Origin of the sequence: Pararhizobium sp. LjRoot235 (assembly GCF_964254145.1) — a bacterium.
Lineage (GTDB): Bacteria > Pseudomonadota > Alphaproteobacteria > Rhizobiales > Rhizobiaceae > Pararhizobium.
The window spans coordinates 83,431-100,747 of record NZ_CAXUSP020000001.1 but is presented as its reverse complement, the minus strand read 5'-3'; the positions used below and the strand labels follow the sequence as shown (position 1 = coordinate 100,747).

Below are 17,317 nucleotides of genomic sequence, written 5' to 3'. Positions count from 1 at the left end.
TATCTGAACAGCTGTCGCCGTTACTGTAAAAAAATTTAAAGTTATTTGATTTGCTGCATTGCAGCATGCACTGCAGTATTTCTAGCAGATTACGGACGGCCGACAATTGCCAAGTTCAATCATCATTAACTGCACTGAATGATCTTTGGCGCACTGCGGCGAGAAAGTCGCACTGCGGACAATATTCCGCTCATATAGGCGCCGGTATCGACATTGACCCGCGCCGGACCTACTTCGACTTTAGCGACCGGCGTGTGGCCGTGGATCGCGATGATGCCATTTGTCTCTGCGGGTTTTCCAACTGCTCCAGGTCGTAGCCACAACAGGTCTGCATCGACCTGCTCGTCGAGCGGCACCCCATCGCGAAGACCGGCATGGACAAAACAGAATCCTGGGATGCTCAGCATCGATGGCAGGGATTCGAGAAAGGCGACGTGTTCGTCCGGAATGCGCGATTGCAGCAGGTTCTTCAGTGCCTGGCGATTGGCCGGCAGCTTGTGCAGGCCGTAGGAATAGAGCGTCTCAAGTCCGCCGAAGTCCAGCCATTGATGAGTGGAAGACGGATTGCGCAGGAAATCGAGCATCACGTCCTCATGATTGCCGGCTAGGCAGAAGCGCTTGATGTCCGCACGCGGCTTGGCTATCAGCCGATCGAGCACCGAGGCCGATTTTGGTCCGCGGTCCACGTAGTCGCCGAGCATGATCAGCCATTTGGAACCGTCATGCTTGCGACAGTCCTCGAAGATCAAATCTTCCAGCCGGCCGAGAAGATCGTCGCATCCGTGCACGTCGCCGACGGCATAGATGTGATCCGGGCCACCTTCGAAAAAGAGCTTTTGCCGTTGCGAGGGTGCTGTTGTGTCTATGCTACCGCGCAGAAAGTCGACGATGCCGCGGATCATGACCCGCCCCTCTCGCCGGCGCTTGTGAGTTCGAACTGCCGCGCCCATGCCGTGGCGACAATGGCGACGAACGCGAGTGTCACGGCCTCGATCTCGAGGCTGAAATCGACCAGCGAATGTACGGCGCCGACCAGGATGACGCAAAGACCGCAGCGTATCAGCATGTCCTGACCCGGCGCCTTGACATAGGCCGCTCCCAACTGAAACACAATGATACCAACGATCAGCAGCGGCAGGCTGCCAAAGACCAGGCCGTATTCGGCCCAGAGTGCCAGATAGGTGGAGTGCGCCAGGTTCCAGACGAGATCGACGCTGACCGGCGCCTGATGAAACAGCGGATAGGCATATTCGAAACTATTGCCGCCGAACCCGAGCAGGGGACGGGTTTCGATCATCTGCAGGACCTGTTGGTACAGTTGCATTCGAACCTCGGAAGAATCTCCGATTTGGCCGAGGCGCTCCAGAAAGATCGCGCCGTAGCCAAACATGCCGAGACCAACCATTACGGGGATGACGAGCAACAGAATCCATATGCCGGCCTTGTTGGTACCGGCGGTCTTCTTGGCAAGCGCCAGAGCGACCGAGGCAATCATGCCGCAACAGGCGGCAAAGAGACCCATGCGGGAGTTTGTCGCGACAAGCGCGATGACCACGACCAGCCAGCCAAGACCGATGGTGACGACGCCACCCTTGCCGAGATAGGTCCCAAAAATCGAGTTGTCGCCTTTTCCCGAGGCCTCCTCGGTCATCCGGTCGATCATCAGGTTGATGCCAAGCACGCTGCCGAAGGCAAGGAAGGTGGCAAACGAATTTCGATTGATGAAGCCGCCCAGCGCCGAGCCGAAATATTTCCACTTCGGAATGCCAAGGATCGTGTCGCCAAACTGCACGAGGAACAGCAGCCCGACGACGGCGTGGATGACGATGATCCAATAGATGAGCTTGATGAAGGCGTGAGCGCGCTGCGGGTTGCTGGTGATTTGCAGCACCAGGAAGAAAAGCAGGCCGTAGGTTGCCCAGCGCGCGAGCGCAAGGGTTGTGTCGTGCGGCGTCAGGCTGATCGTATCGACGGTGATGATGATGCTCGGATCGGCAATGCTGGTAACCGCCGGAGACAAAGCACCGAGCGGGAGCGCCTGGACGATCATATAGGCGCCGAAAAGGGAAAAAAGTCCGAACAGCACCGACAGATTGCGCGGCGCGATCCTGAACCGGGCGTTGGACAGCGCCATGCGGCCAAAGAGAACGGCGCCGCACAGCGAGATGAGCATGGACCATAGCAGCCAGAAGGAGGGCTTGGTACTTCCGAACGCGAAGGGCGACAGGAACAGAACCAGAAGAATGGGCCACATCAACTGATTGTTTAGCCGGAAGCGGTCTGAGTGGTAGCGCGCCGTCTTCTTCATGGTCTCAAGGCCTGCCATTCTTGTGCCGGCGCGGATGCGCGCTGATCCTGTGCCGGTGTTCCAAGCAGGTCTTGGCATGGATGCCGCAAAACTGGAACCCGGATCATCGCTTGCCCATCGATTTCTTGACGTTTCCCAGAAAGGCGATCTGCCGGTCCGGCGGCATCGTTTCGACGATGGCAGTGATTCGCGCCCGGAAATCCGGGTTGGAGACATAGCGTTGGGCAATGAGTTTGACACCCCTTTCGCTGCTCGCGAGCAGTTTCAGGTCGGCGGCTTCCGATTTGATGGTCTCGGCGCTCAGCTGCGCAAAATAGGTCTCCGCCAGATTGACGCGAAAATGGGCGATCCACTGCTCATTGGGACCGGTCAATTGCGATTGCCTCAACGCGGCGTTGAACTCGTCTCTGGCAAGCAGGCGAACCGATGCGGCGGCACGCACCAGCCAGGCGAAGGAATCCGTCGGCGTCGCGGCAACGATATCAGAGGCCCGTGCGGCGCATTTCGACACCACATCGCGCGCCGCTTCATCGATCATGTCGATATCCCTGTAGGCCAGCGCGATGCGGAGACAGTCCTTCATGACCAGCGTCTTCGAATAGGACGAAAGGCCGAAGCCGAAATCTTCGTCAGCAAATACGGCTGGGGTTAGCGCCTGCTCGATGGGTCTGGCCATAAATGGCGCCAGTTCACGCCACAGGCCGTATCCGCTCGCCGCCGAAATCAGCAAGCAACATGCCATCGCAATCCATTTTCTCTGCTTCACCATGGCGCGCCGTCTCTGGCGGGGTCTCTCCGGCATCGATGTTTGTCGAGTGGTCGAGCCCGGACGCTACTGAAAAATTTCATGCCTGCCGCCCAGATTGTGGTTTGTGGCCGAAAACCGCAGCCGAAATGTCGCCTAAGCAATTGTGAACGTGCAATCGGATCAACGGGTTCGAGCACATGGGTTTACCGTAGCAGCGGGGAGTTGGGCGAGGCTTGCGTCTTCAATTTTATGTCAATGGTATATATTACTGTCCGACATTACGAACCTTGCAGCATCAAGCGCCGGTCAGAGCAATGACAATTGTGCCACTGCGGGAATGGCGCACCACACACGCAACGACATTCCGCGACCCATGCGGACCGCAGAACAACAGCATAAAAAAGCGCCCCGCAAGGCGCCTTTTCAAAGCCGATAACCAGACCGTTCGTAAAATCAGCTCGCCGGATCGTCGCCCAAGCTCGGCGCGCCGAGAGCGGCCGTCGCCGAACCGGGGGTGCCGGCGCTGAGAGCGGCCACCACCTGCGCAACAAATGGCAACGCCGCCGCCGCCGCCGGGCTCAATCCTGCCTGAGCCGACGCGGCGATACCGCCAAGAGCTACAGAGAGTTCCGGATTTGCAATGGCGAGAGTACCAACCGCCTTGACCAGCGAGAGAAGGAGCCTGTCCTTTTCCGGACCAGCCGGCATGGCGTTGATTGCATCAACAAGGCTCTGTGCCTCGGTAACGCAGTCGCTTGTGCAGGTGGTGAGGCCCGAAATGGCAGCTGCAGACGGTGCTGCCTGTGCATGTGCGAAAGAAACGGAAGCGCAAAGCGCGAGTGTCGAAATCAGCAAAGACCGTTTAAACATAATGAACCCCTTAAATGGATTGGACTTGGTTAAATGGATCGGACTTGGGAAATCCGCCCCGGAAAATTAATTAGATTTTGGAGTAGATTAGGAGTTTCTTAAGGCTCGTGTCAAGTCATTATCGGGCCAATGGACGCGAGCCGCTGGCAAACGCGCTTTCGAAAGTGGGCCAAGGATGCACCGCAGCAACAGAATATGTGCGGTGCGATATTCTCGGAGACTTTGTTCCAGCAGATCCATACGTTTCTGTCCGTGCCGGTTCGTTTGATGATTCGGCGGAATGGCGGATCGAGCCTGGTCATTCTCAGGCGCTGATCATCTCCGCCCGATACCAGGCGACGAAGCGTTTCACACCTTCCTCTACCGATATGGATGGCGTGAAGCCCGTCAGCGCCTTCAGAAGGTCCGGGGCGGCAAAGGTTCTCGGAACATCCCCCTGCTGCATCGGCAGCATCATACGGATCGCCGGTCTGCCGACAGCGGCCTCGACCGTCTCGACGAAACGCATCAGTTCCACCGGCTGTCCGCCGCCGATATTGACGACGCGAAACGGCGCGTGCCGCGACAGCGTATCGATGTCGCCGATGCGATTTTCCGCCGCCGGCACGACGCTCATCAAACGGACGATGCCTTCGACGAGGTCGTCGATATAGGTGAAGTCGCGGCTCATACGGCCTTCGCCATAAATCTCGATCGGCCGACCGTTGAGGATGCAATCGACGAATTTGAACAGCGCCATGTCCGGGCGTCCCCAGGGTCCGTAGACCGTGAAGAAGCGGAAAGCGGTGGTCGGCACGCCGTAGAGATGGGCATAGCTATGCGCCATCAGCTCGGCCGATTTCTTGGTGGCGGCATAGAGCGTCATCGGCTCGTCGGCCCGGTCGGTCTCGGCAAACGGGATTTTCTCGTTGGCCCCGTAGATCGACGAGGTGGAGGCAAGCAAAAGGTGCTTGGGCTGCACGGCTTTGGCCAGTTCAAGGATATTCCATGAACCGATCAGGTTGGAATCGACATAGGCCTTGGGGTTTTCAAGGCTGTAACGGACGCCGGCTTGGGCTGCGAGGTGGACGATGACGTCCGGCTCGCCAATCTCCGCGGCCGTCTGCAGCGCGCCAGCGTCCTCCAGCATGCCGATCACCGGCCGGAAGCCGTTCGAGCGGGAAAGGATGGCATGGCGCCGCTCCTTCAGCCGGACATCGTAGTAGGGGGTCATGCCGTCGAAGCCGGTGACGAAATGGCCGTCATCGAGCAGCCGCTTGGCCAGGTGGAATCCGATGAAACCAGCCGTTCCTGTGATCAGATAGCGCATACCGGCTCCTTGCTTTGCCTGCCGTCGATCGAGATGCCGCGGTTATACCGGCCGGCCGATGCTCGTATAGCTGAAACCGTGCTTGGTCACTTCGTCCCGGTGATAGATGTTTCTGAGATCGACAAGCACGGGGTTCTTCATCGACGATTTCAACCGACCGAGGTTGAGCGCGCGGAACTCGTTCCATTCCGTGACGATAACGAGTGCGTCGGCGCCTTCCGCCGCCGTGTAGGGGCTGTCGGCATAGGCGATGCTGTCGATGACGTTTCGCGCATTCTCCATGCCTTCCGGATCATAGCCGGTGACGATGGCGCCGCCATCGGTCAGCGCCTGGATGATGGCAATCGCCGGGCTGTCGCGCATGTCGTCGGTGTTGGGCTTGAAGGTGAGGCCGAGCACGGCGATCCTCTTGCCGCGCACATCGCCGCCGGCCGCTGCGATCACCTTGCGGCCCATCGCCCGCTTGCGGTTGTCGTTGACGGCGACGGTGGTTTCGATCAGCCGCACCGGGCTATCATGATCTTGCGCCGTCTTGACTAGCGCCAGCGTGTCCTTCGGGAAGCAGGAGCCGCCATAGCCGGGCCCCGCATGCAGGAATTTCGAACCGATGCGACCGTCCAGCCCTATGCCGCGGGCGACCTCCTGGACATTGGCACCGACCTTTTCGCAAAGGTCGGCCATCTCGTTGATGAAGGTGATCTTCATGGCGAGGAAGGCGTTGCCGGCATATTTGATCAGCTCGGAGGTGCGCCGCGTGGTGAAGAGCAGCGGTGACTGGTTGAGATAGAGCGGTCGATAGACCTCGGTCATGACGCCGCGGGCGCGCTCGTCGTTGAGTCCGATGACGATGCGGTCCGGCCGCTTGAAGTCGTCGATCGCAGCACCCTCGCGCAAAAATTCCGGATTGGAGACGACGGCGATGTCGGCGTCCGGATTGGTCTCGCGCATGATCCGCTCAACCTCGTCGCCAGTGCCGACCGGAACCGTCGACTTGGTGACGATGACGGTGAAGCCGGTCACATGGGCGGCGATCTCGCGGGCGGCATCATAGACATAGGAAAGGTCGGCATGGCCATCGCCGCGCCGCGAGGGCGTGCCGACCGCAATGAAGATCACGTCGCTTTGCGCGACGCTGGTCGCCAGAGCGGAGCTGAAGCTCAGACGCCCGTCCTTGACGTTGTTGGCAACCAGCTGTTCCAGGCCCGGCTCGAAGATCGGAATGCGGCCGGCGGTGAGCGCCTCGATCTTGCTCGCGTCCTTGTCGATGCAGACCACCTCATGGCCGAAATCCGCAAAACAGACACCGGAGACAAGCCCGACATAACCGGCGCCGATCATCGTGATTTTCATGACATACTCCAGAATTGCTCGGATGCACTCATAGTCAAACACGCGCGGGTTGCCAATGGGCGGAGTTTGAAGAGCTAAACGGATACGGTCGTCGAGAAATCGGGATTGCCGCGGATCGTGTTGCTGACAGTGCAGATTTCCTCTTCCGCCGCCCGCGCAATGGCGTTGCGCGTCTCATCGTCGATGTCGCCCTTGATCGTGAAGAGGATGTTGAATGTCTGAACCCGCGAAAGTCCTTCCGTCGCCTTTTCGCCGGTGACTTCTGCGCTGATTTCCGTCACCCTGTCGAGAACGCCCATCTGGCTTGCCGCGATGCGGGCACTCATCGTGAGGCAGGCGGACAGCGACGCGTAAAGCAGGTCGAGCGGATTGAAGCCTTGCTGCGACGGGCCGGTGACGATGCCGAGTTCGCCCCCGGTTGCTGACGTAATATGCGGAAATCCAGTGCGGCCCAGAACGGCGGTTGCCCCTGTCGGCCGGGATCGTGTCTTCAAGTCCGTCATGTCCTGTCCTTTCCTGCGCGCCAGAGATAATCCGCTTCAGACGGGACTATCAGTCGAAACAACGTTTGCGGCAAATCGAAGAACGAAATCGGCAGCAAGACAGTAATCTACGATGGCGGCGAGCTATTGGAGGGAGGGTCTCCGCCTAATGCAGGCAGCAATTTATTTAATTCCGCCCAGATCTGCCACGCAAGAGTCTTCGATGGATAAGGAAAGAGAATGGTGGAGCTAAGCGGGATCGAACCGCTGACCTCTTGCATGCCATGCAAGCGCTCTCCCAGCTGAGCTATAGCCCCATTTTGGGTCCGGCGATGCCGGTTCCGGGAAGTCCGTCCGAACTGTTCGTTCGGCCGGGTGGCGGCTTCATACTTCTGCTTTTTGCAGATGGCAAGCCGAAAAACACAAGCGGGCGAGATTTTATCGAATGAGCCCGGAACTTGCGTCCGCGTGCCGGTCGAAACCCCGCGCGGACGCCATTTGCGTGAATTATGAGAGGTTTAGACCTCGTCGTCGTCGTCCGAAACGCCGATCAGATCGGAAAGGCCGTCTTCGTCTTCGTCATCTTGCTCGAGGAAGGTGTCGTCGTCGTCACCTTCGATCTCGACATCGTCATCGCCCAGATCCGGCAGATCGTCGCCGCTGCCTGCTTCGCTGTCGGCATCCTCGAGCGAGACGAGCTCGACTTCCGGGTTCTCGGTATCGACTTCCTGGATCTCGTCCTCCTCGGCAGCCTTTTCCAGCACCTTGGCGACGGAGGTCTCTTCGAAGAAGGACAACGGGTAGGATTTGCCGGTGTAGGGAGAAACGATCGGATCCTTGTTCAGGTCGTAGAACTTACGGCCTGTTTCCGGATCGATGCGTTTTGTTCCAAGTTCCGCTTTTGCCACAGTCAAAGCCTCTTGAATGGCCGGGGTTACCGGCATTTGCCGGAATACCGGCGTTGAACGTGAAATGAATTAGCCGGTCCCCATAATCGTCTTGGCCTGATCTGTCAAAGCCTAACTTGCCAAGACAGCTGCGCGCTTTTCTTTGGGGATAGGATGACCGTTCGGCTCCATTGTGTTAGGCAGCGCTCGAAACGGGCCGATAGCAAGCCTTGCCGCTGCAAAGCCGCCCTTCGCTTGCGGAATGGAACGCAGGGCGGTGCTGTGCGTAACGAAGAGTATGACGGGCTTGATTGTGAACGTCGTCAACGAAAAACGGAGTTATAGGGCCGGCGCCGCGCTCGCTCGCAAGGTTCTTTTCCTTGTCGTCTTGACGTTGCTGACGCAGATCGGTGGGATCGTCTTCCTCGCAACGATCGGTGTATCCTGCGTCGCAAAAATCCCGGGCCGCTTGGCCTGGCTGGCGGTGTTTCTCAGCCTCTATGCGGCGGCGACCGTTGCTGCGCACCAGGTGGCTCCCCTGTTCGGTCGGGTTCCACTGCCATGTTTCAGCGGGAACACGCCGCTAAAGCTCCAATCTCCTCTCTACTGCGTTCTTAACCGAAATTACGTGACCGGTGACGTGCTGCGCGTCGCCGATGCGCTGTCCCGGCATATGGCGGGGGCATTTCCTGGGACGGTTACGCTGGCGCTCGATGCCAATTTTCCGTTTCTGGACGGCTTCCCGCTTCTTCCGCACCTTTCGCATAATGACGGACGGAAGCTGGACATAGCGTTCTATTACCGAGGAAAAGCCGCGATGAACGGACGAACGCGGTCGCCGATCGGCAATTTCGCGTTCGAACAGGCCAGTGCCGGCGCCCCGCTTCCCTGTGACGGGCGCAACGATCTATTGACCTTCCGCTGGAACCTCGGATTTCTTCAACCTCTTTTTGCTGATTGGCATCTGGACGAAGAGCGGACGAAGGCAGCGGTTCAGTGGCTGTCCTCCGATGGCCGAAAAATGGGTGTCGAGAAGATATTCATCGAACCGCACCTTGCGAAAAGGCTTGCGGTAGACGACGGTATTGTAAGATTCCAGGGCTGCAGGGCGGCCCGCCACGACGATCACATCCACTTCCAGGTAGCAGAATGACATTCATCATCGCCATCGACGGACCCGCGGCGGCGGGCAAGGGAACCCTTTCGCGACGGATTGCCAAGGACTACGGCTTTCATCACCTCGATACCGGGCTGACCTATCGCGCCACGGCCAAGGCGCTCATCGATGCGGGCCTGCCGCTCGATGACGAACTGCTGGCTGAGGAGATGGCGCGCGAGGTTGAGCTTGCCGGGCTCGATCGTTCCGTGCTGTCGGTCCATTCGGTCGGCGAGGCCGCCTCGAAGATCGCGGTGATGCCGCTCGTCCGCCAGGCGCTGGTCGAGGCGCAGCGTGCCTTTTCGAAGCGTGAGCCGGGCACGGTGCTCGACGGCCGCGACATCGGCACGGTTGTCTGCCCGGATGCGCCAGTGAAGCTCTATGTCACGGCATCCCCCGAAGTGCGCGCGCGCCGCCGCTTCGACGAGATCGTCGCAAACGGCGTTCCGGCCGATTATCTGGAGATCCTCGCCGACATCGTCAAGCGCGACGAGCGCGACATGGGCCGCGCCGACAGTCCGCTTCGCCCGGCCGACGACGCGCACTTGCTAGATACGTCCGAAATGAGTATAGAGGCCGCATTCTTGGCGGCGAAGAGCATCATCGATGCCGCATTGAAGAAATAGTTCGAGACACCATCCCCGCGCCGGATTTGCTCCTCATCTGAATGGGAGCGGATGGTTTTCGGACAGGTTCAACACCAACCCCCGGCGCCTGTGCCCCATATGAAGGCACATCAGGAGTATTCATGTCTCAAGCTAACCCCACCCGCGACGATTTCGCCGCTCTGCTGCAGGAATCCTTTGCCACGCAGGATCTTGCCGAAGGCTACGTCACCAAGGGTATTGTTACGGCCATCGAGAAGGACGTCGCGATCGTCGACGTCGGTCTGAAGGTCGAAGGCCGCATCGCTCTGAAGGAATTCGGCGCCAAGGCCAAGGACGGCACGCTGAAGGTCGGCGATGAGGTCGAAGTTTACGTCGAGCGCATCGAAAACGCGCTGGGCGAAGCTGTTCTGTCGCGCGAGAAGGCTCGCCGCGAAGAGAGCTGGGTCCGCCTCGAAGTCAAGTTCGAAGCCGGCGAACGCGTCGAAGGTGTCATCTTCAACCAGGTCAAGGGTGGTTTCACCGTCGATCTGGATGGTGCCGTTGCCTTCCTGCCGCGCTCCCAGGTCGACATCCGTCCGATCCGCGACGTCACGCCGCTGATGCACAACCCGCAGCCCTTCGAAATCCTCAAGATGGACAAGCGCCGTGGCAACATCGTCGTGTCGCGCCGCACGGTTCTCGAAGAATCGCGCGCTGAACAGCGTTCGGAAATCGTCCAGAACCTCGAAGAAGGCCAGGTTGTTGACGGCGTCGTCAAGAACATCACCGATTACGGTGCGTTCGTTGACCTCGGCGGCATCGACGGCCTGCTGCATGTCACCGACATGGCATGGCGCCGCGTCAACCATCCGTCGGAAATCCTGAACATCGGCCAGCAGGTCAAGGTTCAGATCATCCGCATCAACCAGGAAACCCACCGCATCTCGCTCGGCATGAAGCAGCTCGAGTCGGATCCGTGGGATGGCATCGGTGCCAAGTACCCGGTTGGCAAGAAGATCTCCGGTACCGTCACCAACATCACCGACTACGGTGCATTCGTAGAGCTGGAGCCGGGCATCGAAGGCCTGATCCACATCTCCGAAATGTCCTGGACCAAGAAGAACGTACACCCCGGCAAGATCCTGTCCACGACGCAGGAAGTCGACGTTGTCGTTCTCGAAGTCGACCCGACCAAGCGCCGCATCTCGCTCGGCCTCAAGCAGACGCTCGAGAACCCGTGGCAGGCCTTCGCGCACAGCCATCCGGCTGGCACCGAAGTTGAAGGCGAAGTCAAGAACAAGACCGAATTCGGCCTGTTCATTGGTCTCGACGGCGACGTCGACGGCATGGTGCACCTCTCCGACCTCGACTGGAACCGTCCGGGCGAACAGGTCATCGAGGAATACAACAAGGGCGACGTCGTCAAGGCTGTCGTTCTCGATGTGGACGTCGAGAAGGAGCGCATCTCGCTCGGCATCAAGCAGCTCGGCAAGGATGCGGTCGGCGACGCCGCCGCTTCCGGCGACCTGCGCAAGAACGCCGTCGTCTCGTGCGAAGTCATCGCCATCAACGACGGTGGCATCGAAGTGAAGCTCGTCAACCACGAAGACCTCATCTCGTTCATCCGCCGTGCCGATCTGTCGCGTGACCGCGACGAGCAGCGTCCGGAGCGTTTCTCCGTTGGTCAGGTTGTTGACGCCCGCGTCACCAACTTCTCCAAGAAGGACCGCAAGGTCATGCTGTCGATCAAGGCGCTTGAAATCGCTGAAGAGAAGGAAGCTGTCGCACAGTTCGGTTCGTCCGACTCGGGCGCTTCGCTCGGCGACATCCTCGGTGCGGCTCTGAAGAACCGCGGCGGCGAATAAGCCTTAGGCCTTACGAATAAAGAAGCCCGCGGAGAGCGATTTCCGCGGGCTTTTTCGTGTCCTGGTCTGCGGCGCCAGCTGTTCAGTCAGACGAGCCCGCCCATGCGTTTGTAGACATCGTAGGCATCGGCGGTTGCCGTTTCGTCCTCTTGGCTGGCCACCTCGTTTCCTGCGGCGTGATGCTCGTTTTCGTGCCCCTGATCATTGCTTTCTCCGCGCTCGTCCCGCTGCTCGTCCTCGGCAAAGGACGGTTGTTCCTCTTCTTCCTTGACGCTCCGCGTCTCCACGGTTTTTGTGGGCAAATAGGGGATCATCGCGAAGGGGATGGCATCTCGTGCAATGCCCGTTTCCGGCGGCCGGGGTATCTGGGCCTCGCGCCCGCCTTCATCCAGGGCAGAAGGATGGGTCGGCCGCCTCGGCGCCTTCTCCTCCGGAGGATCGAGCAACGCGCTCCAGGTGTCGGCTTCAAGTTCGGGTTGCTCGGCGAAGCCACCGGTGGTCAGCGCCGTATCCGGCGGCAGCTCGATATCGTCCGCCGTCTGAAGTTCTGCAAACAGTGCTTCGGCGCCCATATCGGCCGTCTCGCCTGCCAGCGCGGCAAAAAGCGTTTGCGGCCCCGTGCCTGCTGATCCTTCCGGCATCGGCAGGCTGGCCTCGACCAGCGTTTTCAGTGTCTCCACAAGCATCTTTTCGGGACGCGATGTCTCGGCTTCGAATGCAGCGGATTGCGCCTCGGCCACCGGCGCAAAGGGGCGCTCCTCCAGTTCTGTGTGCAGGTCCCATTCTCCGGGACCGTCGCCCTTGAAATCTTCGACCTCGCCGCGATGCGGCTGCATGTCGGCGGACTGGATGATTTCCGTCCGGACGTCCGGTTCGGCGGCGGTCGCTGGCAGGAGATCGGCTACCGCCGGCGCGGCCTGCCGCGAAGCGGAACCGGTCTCGGAGGATGCGGTGTTCTCGCCTGTTGCCGTTCCTGATGTGGGCTCCTGCGCGCCTTCCGCAGCAAAGGATTCGGCTTGGATCGGCTGTTGCGGTGTTTCGATCTGCCCCGTTTGCTCTGAGAGATCGAATCCCAATTCCTGCTCCAGATCGGCTTTTGTCTGGCTATCGATGTCGCCCGTGGCAATGGCGGCCACCAGCGACAGAGCCTCCGAATCCGCGGCGAGAAAGGCAGCGGCGGCCCGCAGCAAGGGGATCGTCTCGGAATTCGCCTTGGCTAGGCGCTGCGCGCCTGCAGCAGCTGTGTCGCTACCGCGCGGTGTTTGCGATTCGGCCGTTTGTTCCCCGCCTTCGCCCTCCTCCGCAACAACAGCTGGCGCCGTGGTCTCTCCTTCGTCACCAAAGGCCTTCTTCAGGACCGCCTGCAGCATGCCGGAATCGCTCACTGTCGCCGGTGCCGCAGACTGCGGCTGCGCTGTCGGGCGACCTGTCCCGGTTTCCGGTGGCATGGTCCCTGTCGCAGCCGGCCGTCCCTCCGGCTGGCCGGTCGCTGGCCGCGCGACCGTTGCCGGGGTGAAAAACGTCTCCAGCAGACGCGGCGCGTCGATGATCGAAGGCCCCTTCAGCGCTTCCGCGAGAATCCGGATCGATATGGCCAGATCGCGCTGCCCCAGTTGTTTTTCCAGCGCCAGCCGCGCGGCTGGCGGCAGTGTCTCCAGAAAAACTGCAAGCCGCTTGCTAAAGTCACGCACGGTTTCCTGCGGCAGCGGCGGAAATTTCAGGACTTTTGCCAGGGTGTCCAGTAACCGGATCAATGCTTCCTTCGGCAGTGGTTCGCTACCGACGAGGTGGCGGTTCAGCGTCTCGAGAACCTTGAGGACGGCTTCCGACTGGCTTCCCGAAATCCTCACAGGTTCTGCATGCGTGCGCTGTTCCTTCGGCGTCACGGCCTCCACCGCGGCTGCCGTCTGGCCGGTTGCGGCAGATGTCTTGACTGTGAGAATGGGCGTCAGCATCGCAATCTCCGTCAGGTTCGGGTTGAGGCCAAAGGGATCGTGTCTGTTCGCTGCCCATCGGCCGTCGAGCCGGATGAGACCAAGCGGATATCGAAGGAAAAGGGCGCTTCATGCGCATGCCCGACGGCGCGTTCACGGCCATACCAGACTGCGGCTGCTGCTGCGGAACCACGAATGGCCGAGCATTTCAGGATCGATGTTAGGGCAGAATGATTGACAGAATATTAACCATGCTGCGCGGCGCGAGGAGAATTCAGCCGGAGCACGTGGCCGCCTTTGCCCTTGCTGCGTTTTGCCCGGTCGCGTACATCTTTGCCGCCGCCCGCCGTTGATCGCGCGGCGGACTTGGAATTGCTTGAGGGGGAATGCGATGAATCCGGCCAATCTGATCCTCAACACCGATAGCTACAAGTTCAGCCACTTCCTGCAATACCCGCCGGGCACAAGCGCCATCTCCGCCTATATCGAAACGCGCGGCCATCAGGATCAGGCCGATGTCCTGTTCTTCGGCCTGCAGATGTTCTTGAAGGACTATCTCGGCAAGCCGGTGACGCGGGCCGATATCGACGAAGCCGAGGCGATCGTGACGGCACACGGCCTGCCGTTCCATCGCGCCGGCTGGAGGCGCATCGTCGAACAGTTCGGCGGTTATCTACCGCTGGAGATCCAGGCCCTGCCGGAAGGTACGCTCATTCGCCGCGGCGTACCGATGGTGCAGGTGGTCAATACCGATCCGCAATCCTTCTGGCTGCCCTCCTATATCGAGACCGCGCTGTTGCGCGCCGTCTGGTACCCGTCCTCCGTTGCCAGCAATGCCCGCAAGGTCAAGCAGATCATCCGCCCGATGCTCGAAAAGACCTGCGACGATCCGCAAGCTGTTCTGCCCTTCCGCCTGCACGATTTTGGCGCCCGCGGCGTCGGCGCCTTTGAGCAGGCGGGCATCGGCGGCGCCGCCCATCTCGTCAACTTCATGGGGACCGATACCGTGACCGGCGTGCTCTATGCCCGGCGGTATTACGGCGCCGAGATGGCCGGTTTCTCCATCCCGGCCTCCGAACATTCGACCATGACCGCCTGGGGTGTTGAGCGCGAAGCGGACGCCTATGCCAACATGATCGACCGCTTCGCCGGCGGCGGCATGTTCGCGGTTGTCTCCGACAGCTATGATATCAATCATGCGGTCACTGAAATCTGGGGCAAGCAGCTGCGCGAGAGGGTCAAGGCCAGCGGCGGCACGCTGGTCATCCGCCCCGACAGCGGTGATCCCATCGAAACGCCGGTCCATGTCGTCAAGCAGCTGGATTATCATTTCGGATCGACGCTGAATGCCAAGGGCTACAAAGTGCTCGACAAGTCTGTGCGCGTCATCCAGGGCGACGGCGTCTCCAACGCCGATATAGGTCAGATCCTCGGGCGGCTGGAAGCCTTTGGTTTCTCGGCTGAAAACATCGCCTTCGGCATGGGCGGCGGCCTGCTGCAGAAGGTCAATCGCGACACCTATTCCTTCGCCATGAAGACCAATGCGCGACGGGACGATACCGGCAAATGGCGCGATGTCTTCAAGCGCCCGGCGACCATGAATGTCAAAGCCTCCAAGGCCGGCCGCCAGGCCGTCGTCAGCGGTCTCGGCGGGCTGGAAGCGGCGCGCCTTGACGAGCTCAAGGACCGGCGCAACCATCTGGAGCCGGTGTGGAAGGAGGGCGAGCTTCTGAGGGACTGGAGCTTTGCAGAAATTCGAGAGCGCGCCAAATAGGCGCTTGCAGCATCGGCGCTCTCGTCCCATCTTTGCTCTGGTTTATATGGGAGCCTTGAGATGACGGTCCGCCCGCCCCAATCCCTGTCCTCGTCCTTCAAGAGAGGTTCCGGCCTCAATCTCCTGGAATACGAGTTGATGTCCGAACGGGCCGATGCGCTCGGGCGGCACGGCTTGAAGGTGGAAAAGGCGATCGCGGCGCTGAGCGTGCTTGCCGATGCCGCAACGACGCCGGAGCGGCGCGAGCAATTGCTGAACGATGCTGCCGATGCCGTCTGGGCCTTCTTCATCCAGCGCGAGATCTGCGGCCTGCGCTCGAACCGTGACGCGGTCCAGCGCTATGGCATCCCGAAGGAAGTGATGGCGCGGCTCGGCATCATCCGCAAGGCCTGATCAGGCTACTGCAAATTCTGCAGCCGATCAAAGCGTCATGGTGACCTTGGCGCGGCTCAGAGGACGCGCGGCGCCAGAGAGTCCTCCTTGGCAAGCAACGCGGGGGACGCCGTCCTCATCGGCCGTTTGGCGTTGGTTTTCCAGCCATCCGGCAGCTTCGGTTTGCACACGATCGTGACCAGCACGAAGCTCACATAAAGCAGCAGATACCACGACCCCATCTTTTGCAGCGATACCATGTGCCATTCGCTTTGCCCTGGATAAAGCCAGATATCCGTTGCCGTTCCGATGTTCTCGGCAATCCAGAGAAAGATGCTGGTGAGAAATGCGGCCAGCACCAGCGGCATCCAGCGCGCTTTCCGCTCCACGGTAAAATATACGCGCACCCGGCAGAAAAGGAGAACGGTGGTCGCAAAAAGCCCGATGCGCAGGTCGGCGATATAATGATGGCTGTAGAAATTGATGTAGATCGCCGCCGCCAGAAGGGCCGTGAGTGCGAACGGCGGGTAGTGCGTGAAGCGCATGTCGAAAATGCGGATGGCGCGTGCCATGTAGCTGCCGACAGAAGCATACATGAAGCCCGAGAAAAGCGGCACACCGGATATCTGGAAGATCGCGTCCCCCGGGTAGGTCCACGATCCCATCTTCACCTTGAACATCTCCATGCAGGTGCCGGTGACATGGTAGATCAAGATGACCTTCGCCTCGTCCCAGCTCTCCATCCTCAGCCGGAGAAAGAGGATCTGTATCGCCAGCGCCATGAGAAAGAGCGCATCATAGCGGTTCAAGACCCACTCAGAGCCCCAGACGAGCTTGGTAGCGATGATCAAAAACAGGACGAGCGCGCCGAAAAGACATGACCATGCCTGTTTCAAGCCGAAGAGAATGAACTCGGCATGGCCCGGCGGCAAGCGTTGAAGCTGCCGCCGGATTGCAAGCCGCAGGGGTTCGAGAACCGGCCCTGTGGCGTGGCCTTCGATTGGCGGCATCAGCTATGCGCGAAAATGTCGGTTTCTTCCCAGCCGAGCAGGTCGAGCTTGGCGCGCGTCGGCAGGAAGGCGAAACAGGCGTCGGCATGATCGATCCGGCCGTCGCGGATCAGCCGTGCCGTCAGCTTGTCACGCAGCGCATGCAGGTGCAGCACGTCGGAGGCGGCATATTCCAGCTGCGCCGGCGTCAGCGTCTCGGCCGCCCAGTCGGAAGATTGCTGCTGCTTGGAAATATCGACGTCGAGCAGTTCCTTCAGATTGTCCTTCAGGCCGTGACGGTCCGTATAGGTCCGCGTCAGACGCGAGGCGATCTTGGTGCAGAACACCGGCGTCGTCGTCACCCCGAAGGTGTGGAACAGCACGGCGATGTCGAAGCGGCCGAAATGGAAGATCTTCTGGCGGGCTGGGTCTTCCAGCATGGCGACTAGGTTGGGCGCTTCTTTCTGACCCTTGGCGATCTGGATCACGTCGGCGGTGCCATCGCCCGGTGAAAGCTGGACGAGGCAGAGCCGGTCCCGGCGCGGAATGAGGCCGAGCGTTTCGGTGTCGATGGCGATCGCGCCTTTGTAGCGGGCGGCGTCTTCCGCGGAGATGTCGCCTTCGTGAAACCGTATTGTATTTGCCATGGAAATCCCCACATCAGCCGAACAGGGTGTCGCGCTTCG

16 protein-coding genes and 1 tRNA gene are annotated in these 17,317 nt (G+C 60.2%); 5 read left to right on the top strand and 12 right to left on the bottom strand.

All coding sequences use genetic code 11. From position 1 onward, the window contains the following. Window positions 1–125: 125 nt before the first annotated feature. The 9 genes from ACSQ2Z_RS00515 to ACSQ2Z_RS00475 all read right to left on the bottom strand — a co-directional run bounded on the left by ACSQ2Z_RS00515 (window position 126) and on the right by ACSQ2Z_RS00475 (window position 7,975). A complete protein-coding gene (locus ACSQ2Z_RS00515) occupies window positions 126–902 on the bottom strand; it encodes a metallophosphoesterase family protein (protein ID WP_436079407.1) in 777 nt (258 codons plus the stop codon). Beyond that, window positions 899–2,386, bottom strand: a complete 1,488-nt coding sequence (locus ACSQ2Z_RS00510) for an O-antigen ligase family protein (protein WP_436079406.1) — start codon at window positions 2,384–2,386, stop codon at window positions 899–901. The genes ACSQ2Z_RS00515 and ACSQ2Z_RS00510 overlap by 4 nt, the downstream gene beginning before the upstream one ends. A gap of 25 nt (window positions 2,387–2,411) precedes the next feature. Further along, window positions 2,412–2,984 carry a hypothetical protein gene (locus ACSQ2Z_RS00505; protein WP_436079405.1) on the bottom strand — a complete coding sequence of 191 codons (573 nt, stop codon included), beginning with the start codon at window positions 2,982–2,984 and terminating at the stop codon, window positions 2,412–2,414. A 525-nt stretch (window positions 2,985–3,509) separates the two neighbouring features. After that, entirely contained in the window at window positions 3,510–3,926 is a 417-nt protein-coding gene (locus ACSQ2Z_RS00500) for a hypothetical protein (protein WP_436079404.1), read from the bottom strand. A gap of 304 nt (window positions 3,927–4,230) precedes the next feature. After that, entirely contained in the window at window positions 4,231–5,235 is a 1,005-nt protein-coding gene (locus ACSQ2Z_RS00495; protein WP_436079403.1) for an NAD-dependent epimerase, read from the bottom strand. A 42-nt stretch (window positions 5,236–5,277) separates the two neighbouring features. Further along, a complete protein-coding gene (locus tag ACSQ2Z_RS00490) occupies window positions 5,278–6,585 on the bottom strand; it encodes a UDP-glucose dehydrogenase family protein (protein WP_436079402.1) in 1,308 nt (435 codons plus the stop codon). Between the two features lie 74 nt (window positions 6,586–6,659). Next, window positions 6,660–7,088 (bottom strand): OsmC family protein, encoded by a 429-nt coding sequence (locus tag ACSQ2Z_RS00485; protein ID WP_436079401.1) that lies wholly within the window; start codon window positions 7,086–7,088, stop codon window positions 6,660–6,662. Window positions 7,089–7,308: 220 nt separating this feature from the next. Continuing rightward, window positions 7,309–7,384: transfer RNA gene (locus ACSQ2Z_RS00480), tRNA-Ala, on the bottom strand. A 201-nt stretch (window positions 7,385–7,585) separates the two neighbouring features. Next, window positions 7,586–7,975, bottom strand: a complete 390-nt coding sequence (locus ACSQ2Z_RS00475) for a TIGR02300 family protein (RefSeq protein ID WP_436079400.1) — start codon at window positions 7,973–7,975, stop codon at window positions 7,586–7,588. Between the two features lie 241 nt (window positions 7,976–8,216). On the opposite strand from ACSQ2Z_RS00475, the gene ACSQ2Z_RS00470 reads away from it, so the two are divergent. The 3 genes from ACSQ2Z_RS00470 (at window position 8,217) to rpsA (ending at window position 11,562) form a co-directional block, all read left to right on the top strand. Then, window positions 8,217–9,107, top strand: coding sequence for a hypothetical protein (locus ACSQ2Z_RS00470; RefSeq protein ID WP_436079399.1), 891 nt, complete (start codon window positions 8,217–8,219; stop codon window positions 9,105–9,107). Continuing rightward, window positions 9,104–9,736 (top strand): (d)CMP kinase, encoded by a 633-nt coding sequence (gene cmk / locus ACSQ2Z_RS00465; RefSeq protein ID WP_436079398.1) that lies wholly within the window; start codon window positions 9,104–9,106, stop codon window positions 9,734–9,736. Before ACSQ2Z_RS00470 ends, cmk begins: the two co-directional genes overlap by 4 nt. A 122-nt stretch (window positions 9,737–9,858) precedes the next feature. Beyond that, window positions 9,859–11,562 (top strand): 30S ribosomal protein S1, encoded by a 1,704-nt coding sequence (rpsA, locus tag ACSQ2Z_RS00460; RefSeq protein ID WP_436079397.1) that lies wholly within the window; start codon window positions 9,859–9,861, stop codon window positions 11,560–11,562. An 86-nt stretch (window positions 11,563–11,648) separates the two neighbouring features. Here the strand turns inward: rpsA and ACSQ2Z_RS00455 are convergent, their stop codons facing one another. Beyond that, window positions 11,649–13,517 (bottom strand): hypothetical protein, encoded by a 1,869-nt coding sequence (locus ACSQ2Z_RS00455; protein ID WP_436079396.1) that lies wholly within the window; start codon window positions 13,515–13,517, stop codon window positions 11,649–11,651. 370 nt (window positions 13,518–13,887) lie between these two features. Between ACSQ2Z_RS00455 and ACSQ2Z_RS00450 the strand changes: the two genes are divergently transcribed. After that, window positions 13,888–15,270, top strand: coding sequence for a nicotinate phosphoribosyltransferase (locus tag ACSQ2Z_RS00450; protein WP_436079395.1), 1,383 nt, complete (start codon window positions 13,888–13,890; stop codon window positions 15,268–15,270). Between the two features lie 60 nt (window positions 15,271–15,330). After that, window positions 15,331–15,663: a DUF6665 family protein gene (locus ACSQ2Z_RS00445; RefSeq protein WP_436079394.1), complete on the top strand. Its 333-nt coding sequence runs from the start codon at window positions 15,331–15,333 to the stop codon at window positions 15,661–15,663. A 56-nt stretch (window positions 15,664–15,719) separates the two neighbouring features. Here the strand turns inward: ACSQ2Z_RS00445 and ACSQ2Z_RS00440 are convergent, their stop codons facing one another. Further along, window positions 15,720–16,652 (bottom strand): DUF817 domain-containing protein, encoded by a 933-nt coding sequence (locus ACSQ2Z_RS00440; RefSeq protein ID WP_436079393.1) that lies wholly within the window; start codon window positions 16,650–16,652, stop codon window positions 15,720–15,722. Further along, on the bottom strand, window positions 16,652–17,278 hold the full coding sequence (locus ACSQ2Z_RS00435; RefSeq protein WP_436079392.1) for a ribonuclease D: 627 nt from the start codon (window positions 17,276–17,278) through the stop codon (window positions 16,652–16,654). The genes ACSQ2Z_RS00440 and ACSQ2Z_RS00435 overlap by 1 nt, the downstream gene beginning before the upstream one ends. Window positions 17,279–17,317 lie beyond the last annotated feature (39 nt).

What these genes read in the sequence shown, in the direction of transcription:
- ACSQ2Z_RS00515 (WP_436079407.1), bottom strand. Translation starts at nt 902, where the DNA reads ATGATCCGCGGCATCGTCGACTTTCTGCGCGGTAGCATAGACACAACA.
- ACSQ2Z_RS00510 (WP_436079406.1), bottom strand. Translation starts at nt 2,386, where the DNA reads ATGCCAAGACCTGCTTGGAACACCGGCACAGGATCAGCGCGCATCCGC.
- ACSQ2Z_RS00505 (WP_436079405.1), bottom strand. Translation starts at nt 2,984, where the DNA reads ATGGCCAGACCCATCGAGCAGGCGCTAACCCCAGCCGTATTTGCTGAC.
- ACSQ2Z_RS00500 (WP_436079404.1), bottom strand. Translation starts at nt 3,926, where the DNA reads ATGTTTAAACGGTCTTTGCTGATTTCGACACTCGCGCTTTGCGCTTCC.
- ACSQ2Z_RS00495 (WP_436079403.1), bottom strand. Translation starts at nt 5,235, where the DNA reads ATGCGCTATCTGATCACAGGAACGGCTGGTTTCATCGGATTCCACCTG.
- ACSQ2Z_RS00490 (WP_436079402.1), bottom strand. Translation starts at nt 6,585, where the DNA reads ATGAAAATCACGATGATCGGCGCCGGTTATGTCGGGCTTGTCTCCGGT.
- ACSQ2Z_RS00485 (WP_436079401.1), bottom strand. Translation starts at nt 7,088, where the DNA reads ATGACGGACTTGAAGACACGATCCCGGCCGACAGGGGCAACCGCCGTT.
- ACSQ2Z_RS00470 (WP_436079399.1), top strand. Translation starts at nt 8,217, where the DNA reads ATGGAACGCAGGGCGGTGCTGTGCGTAACGAAGAGTATGACGGGCTTG.
- cmk (WP_436079398.1), top strand. Translation starts at nt 9,104, where the DNA reads ATGACATTCATCATCGCCATCGACGGACCCGCGGCGGCGGGCAAGGGA.
- rpsA (WP_436079397.1), top strand. Translation starts at nt 9,859, where the DNA reads ATGTCTCAAGCTAACCCCACCCGCGACGATTTCGCCGCTCTGCTGCAG.
- ACSQ2Z_RS00455 (WP_436079396.1), bottom strand. Translation starts at nt 13,517, where the DNA reads ATGCTGACGCCCATTCTCACAGTCAAGACATCTGCCGCAACCGGCCAG.
- ACSQ2Z_RS00450 (WP_436079395.1), top strand. Translation starts at nt 13,888, where the DNA reads ATGAATCCGGCCAATCTGATCCTCAACACCGATAGCTACAAGTTCAGC.
- ACSQ2Z_RS00445 (WP_436079394.1), top strand. Translation starts at nt 15,331, where the DNA reads ATGACGGTCCGCCCGCCCCAATCCCTGTCCTCGTCCTTCAAGAGAGGT.
- ACSQ2Z_RS00440 (WP_436079393.1), bottom strand. Translation starts at nt 16,652, where the DNA reads ATGCCGCCAATCGAAGGCCACGCCACAGGGCCGGTTCTCGAACCCCTG.
- ACSQ2Z_RS00435 (WP_436079392.1), bottom strand. Translation starts at nt 17,278, where the DNA reads ATGGCAAATACAATACGGTTTCACGAAGGCGACATCTCCGCGGAAGAC.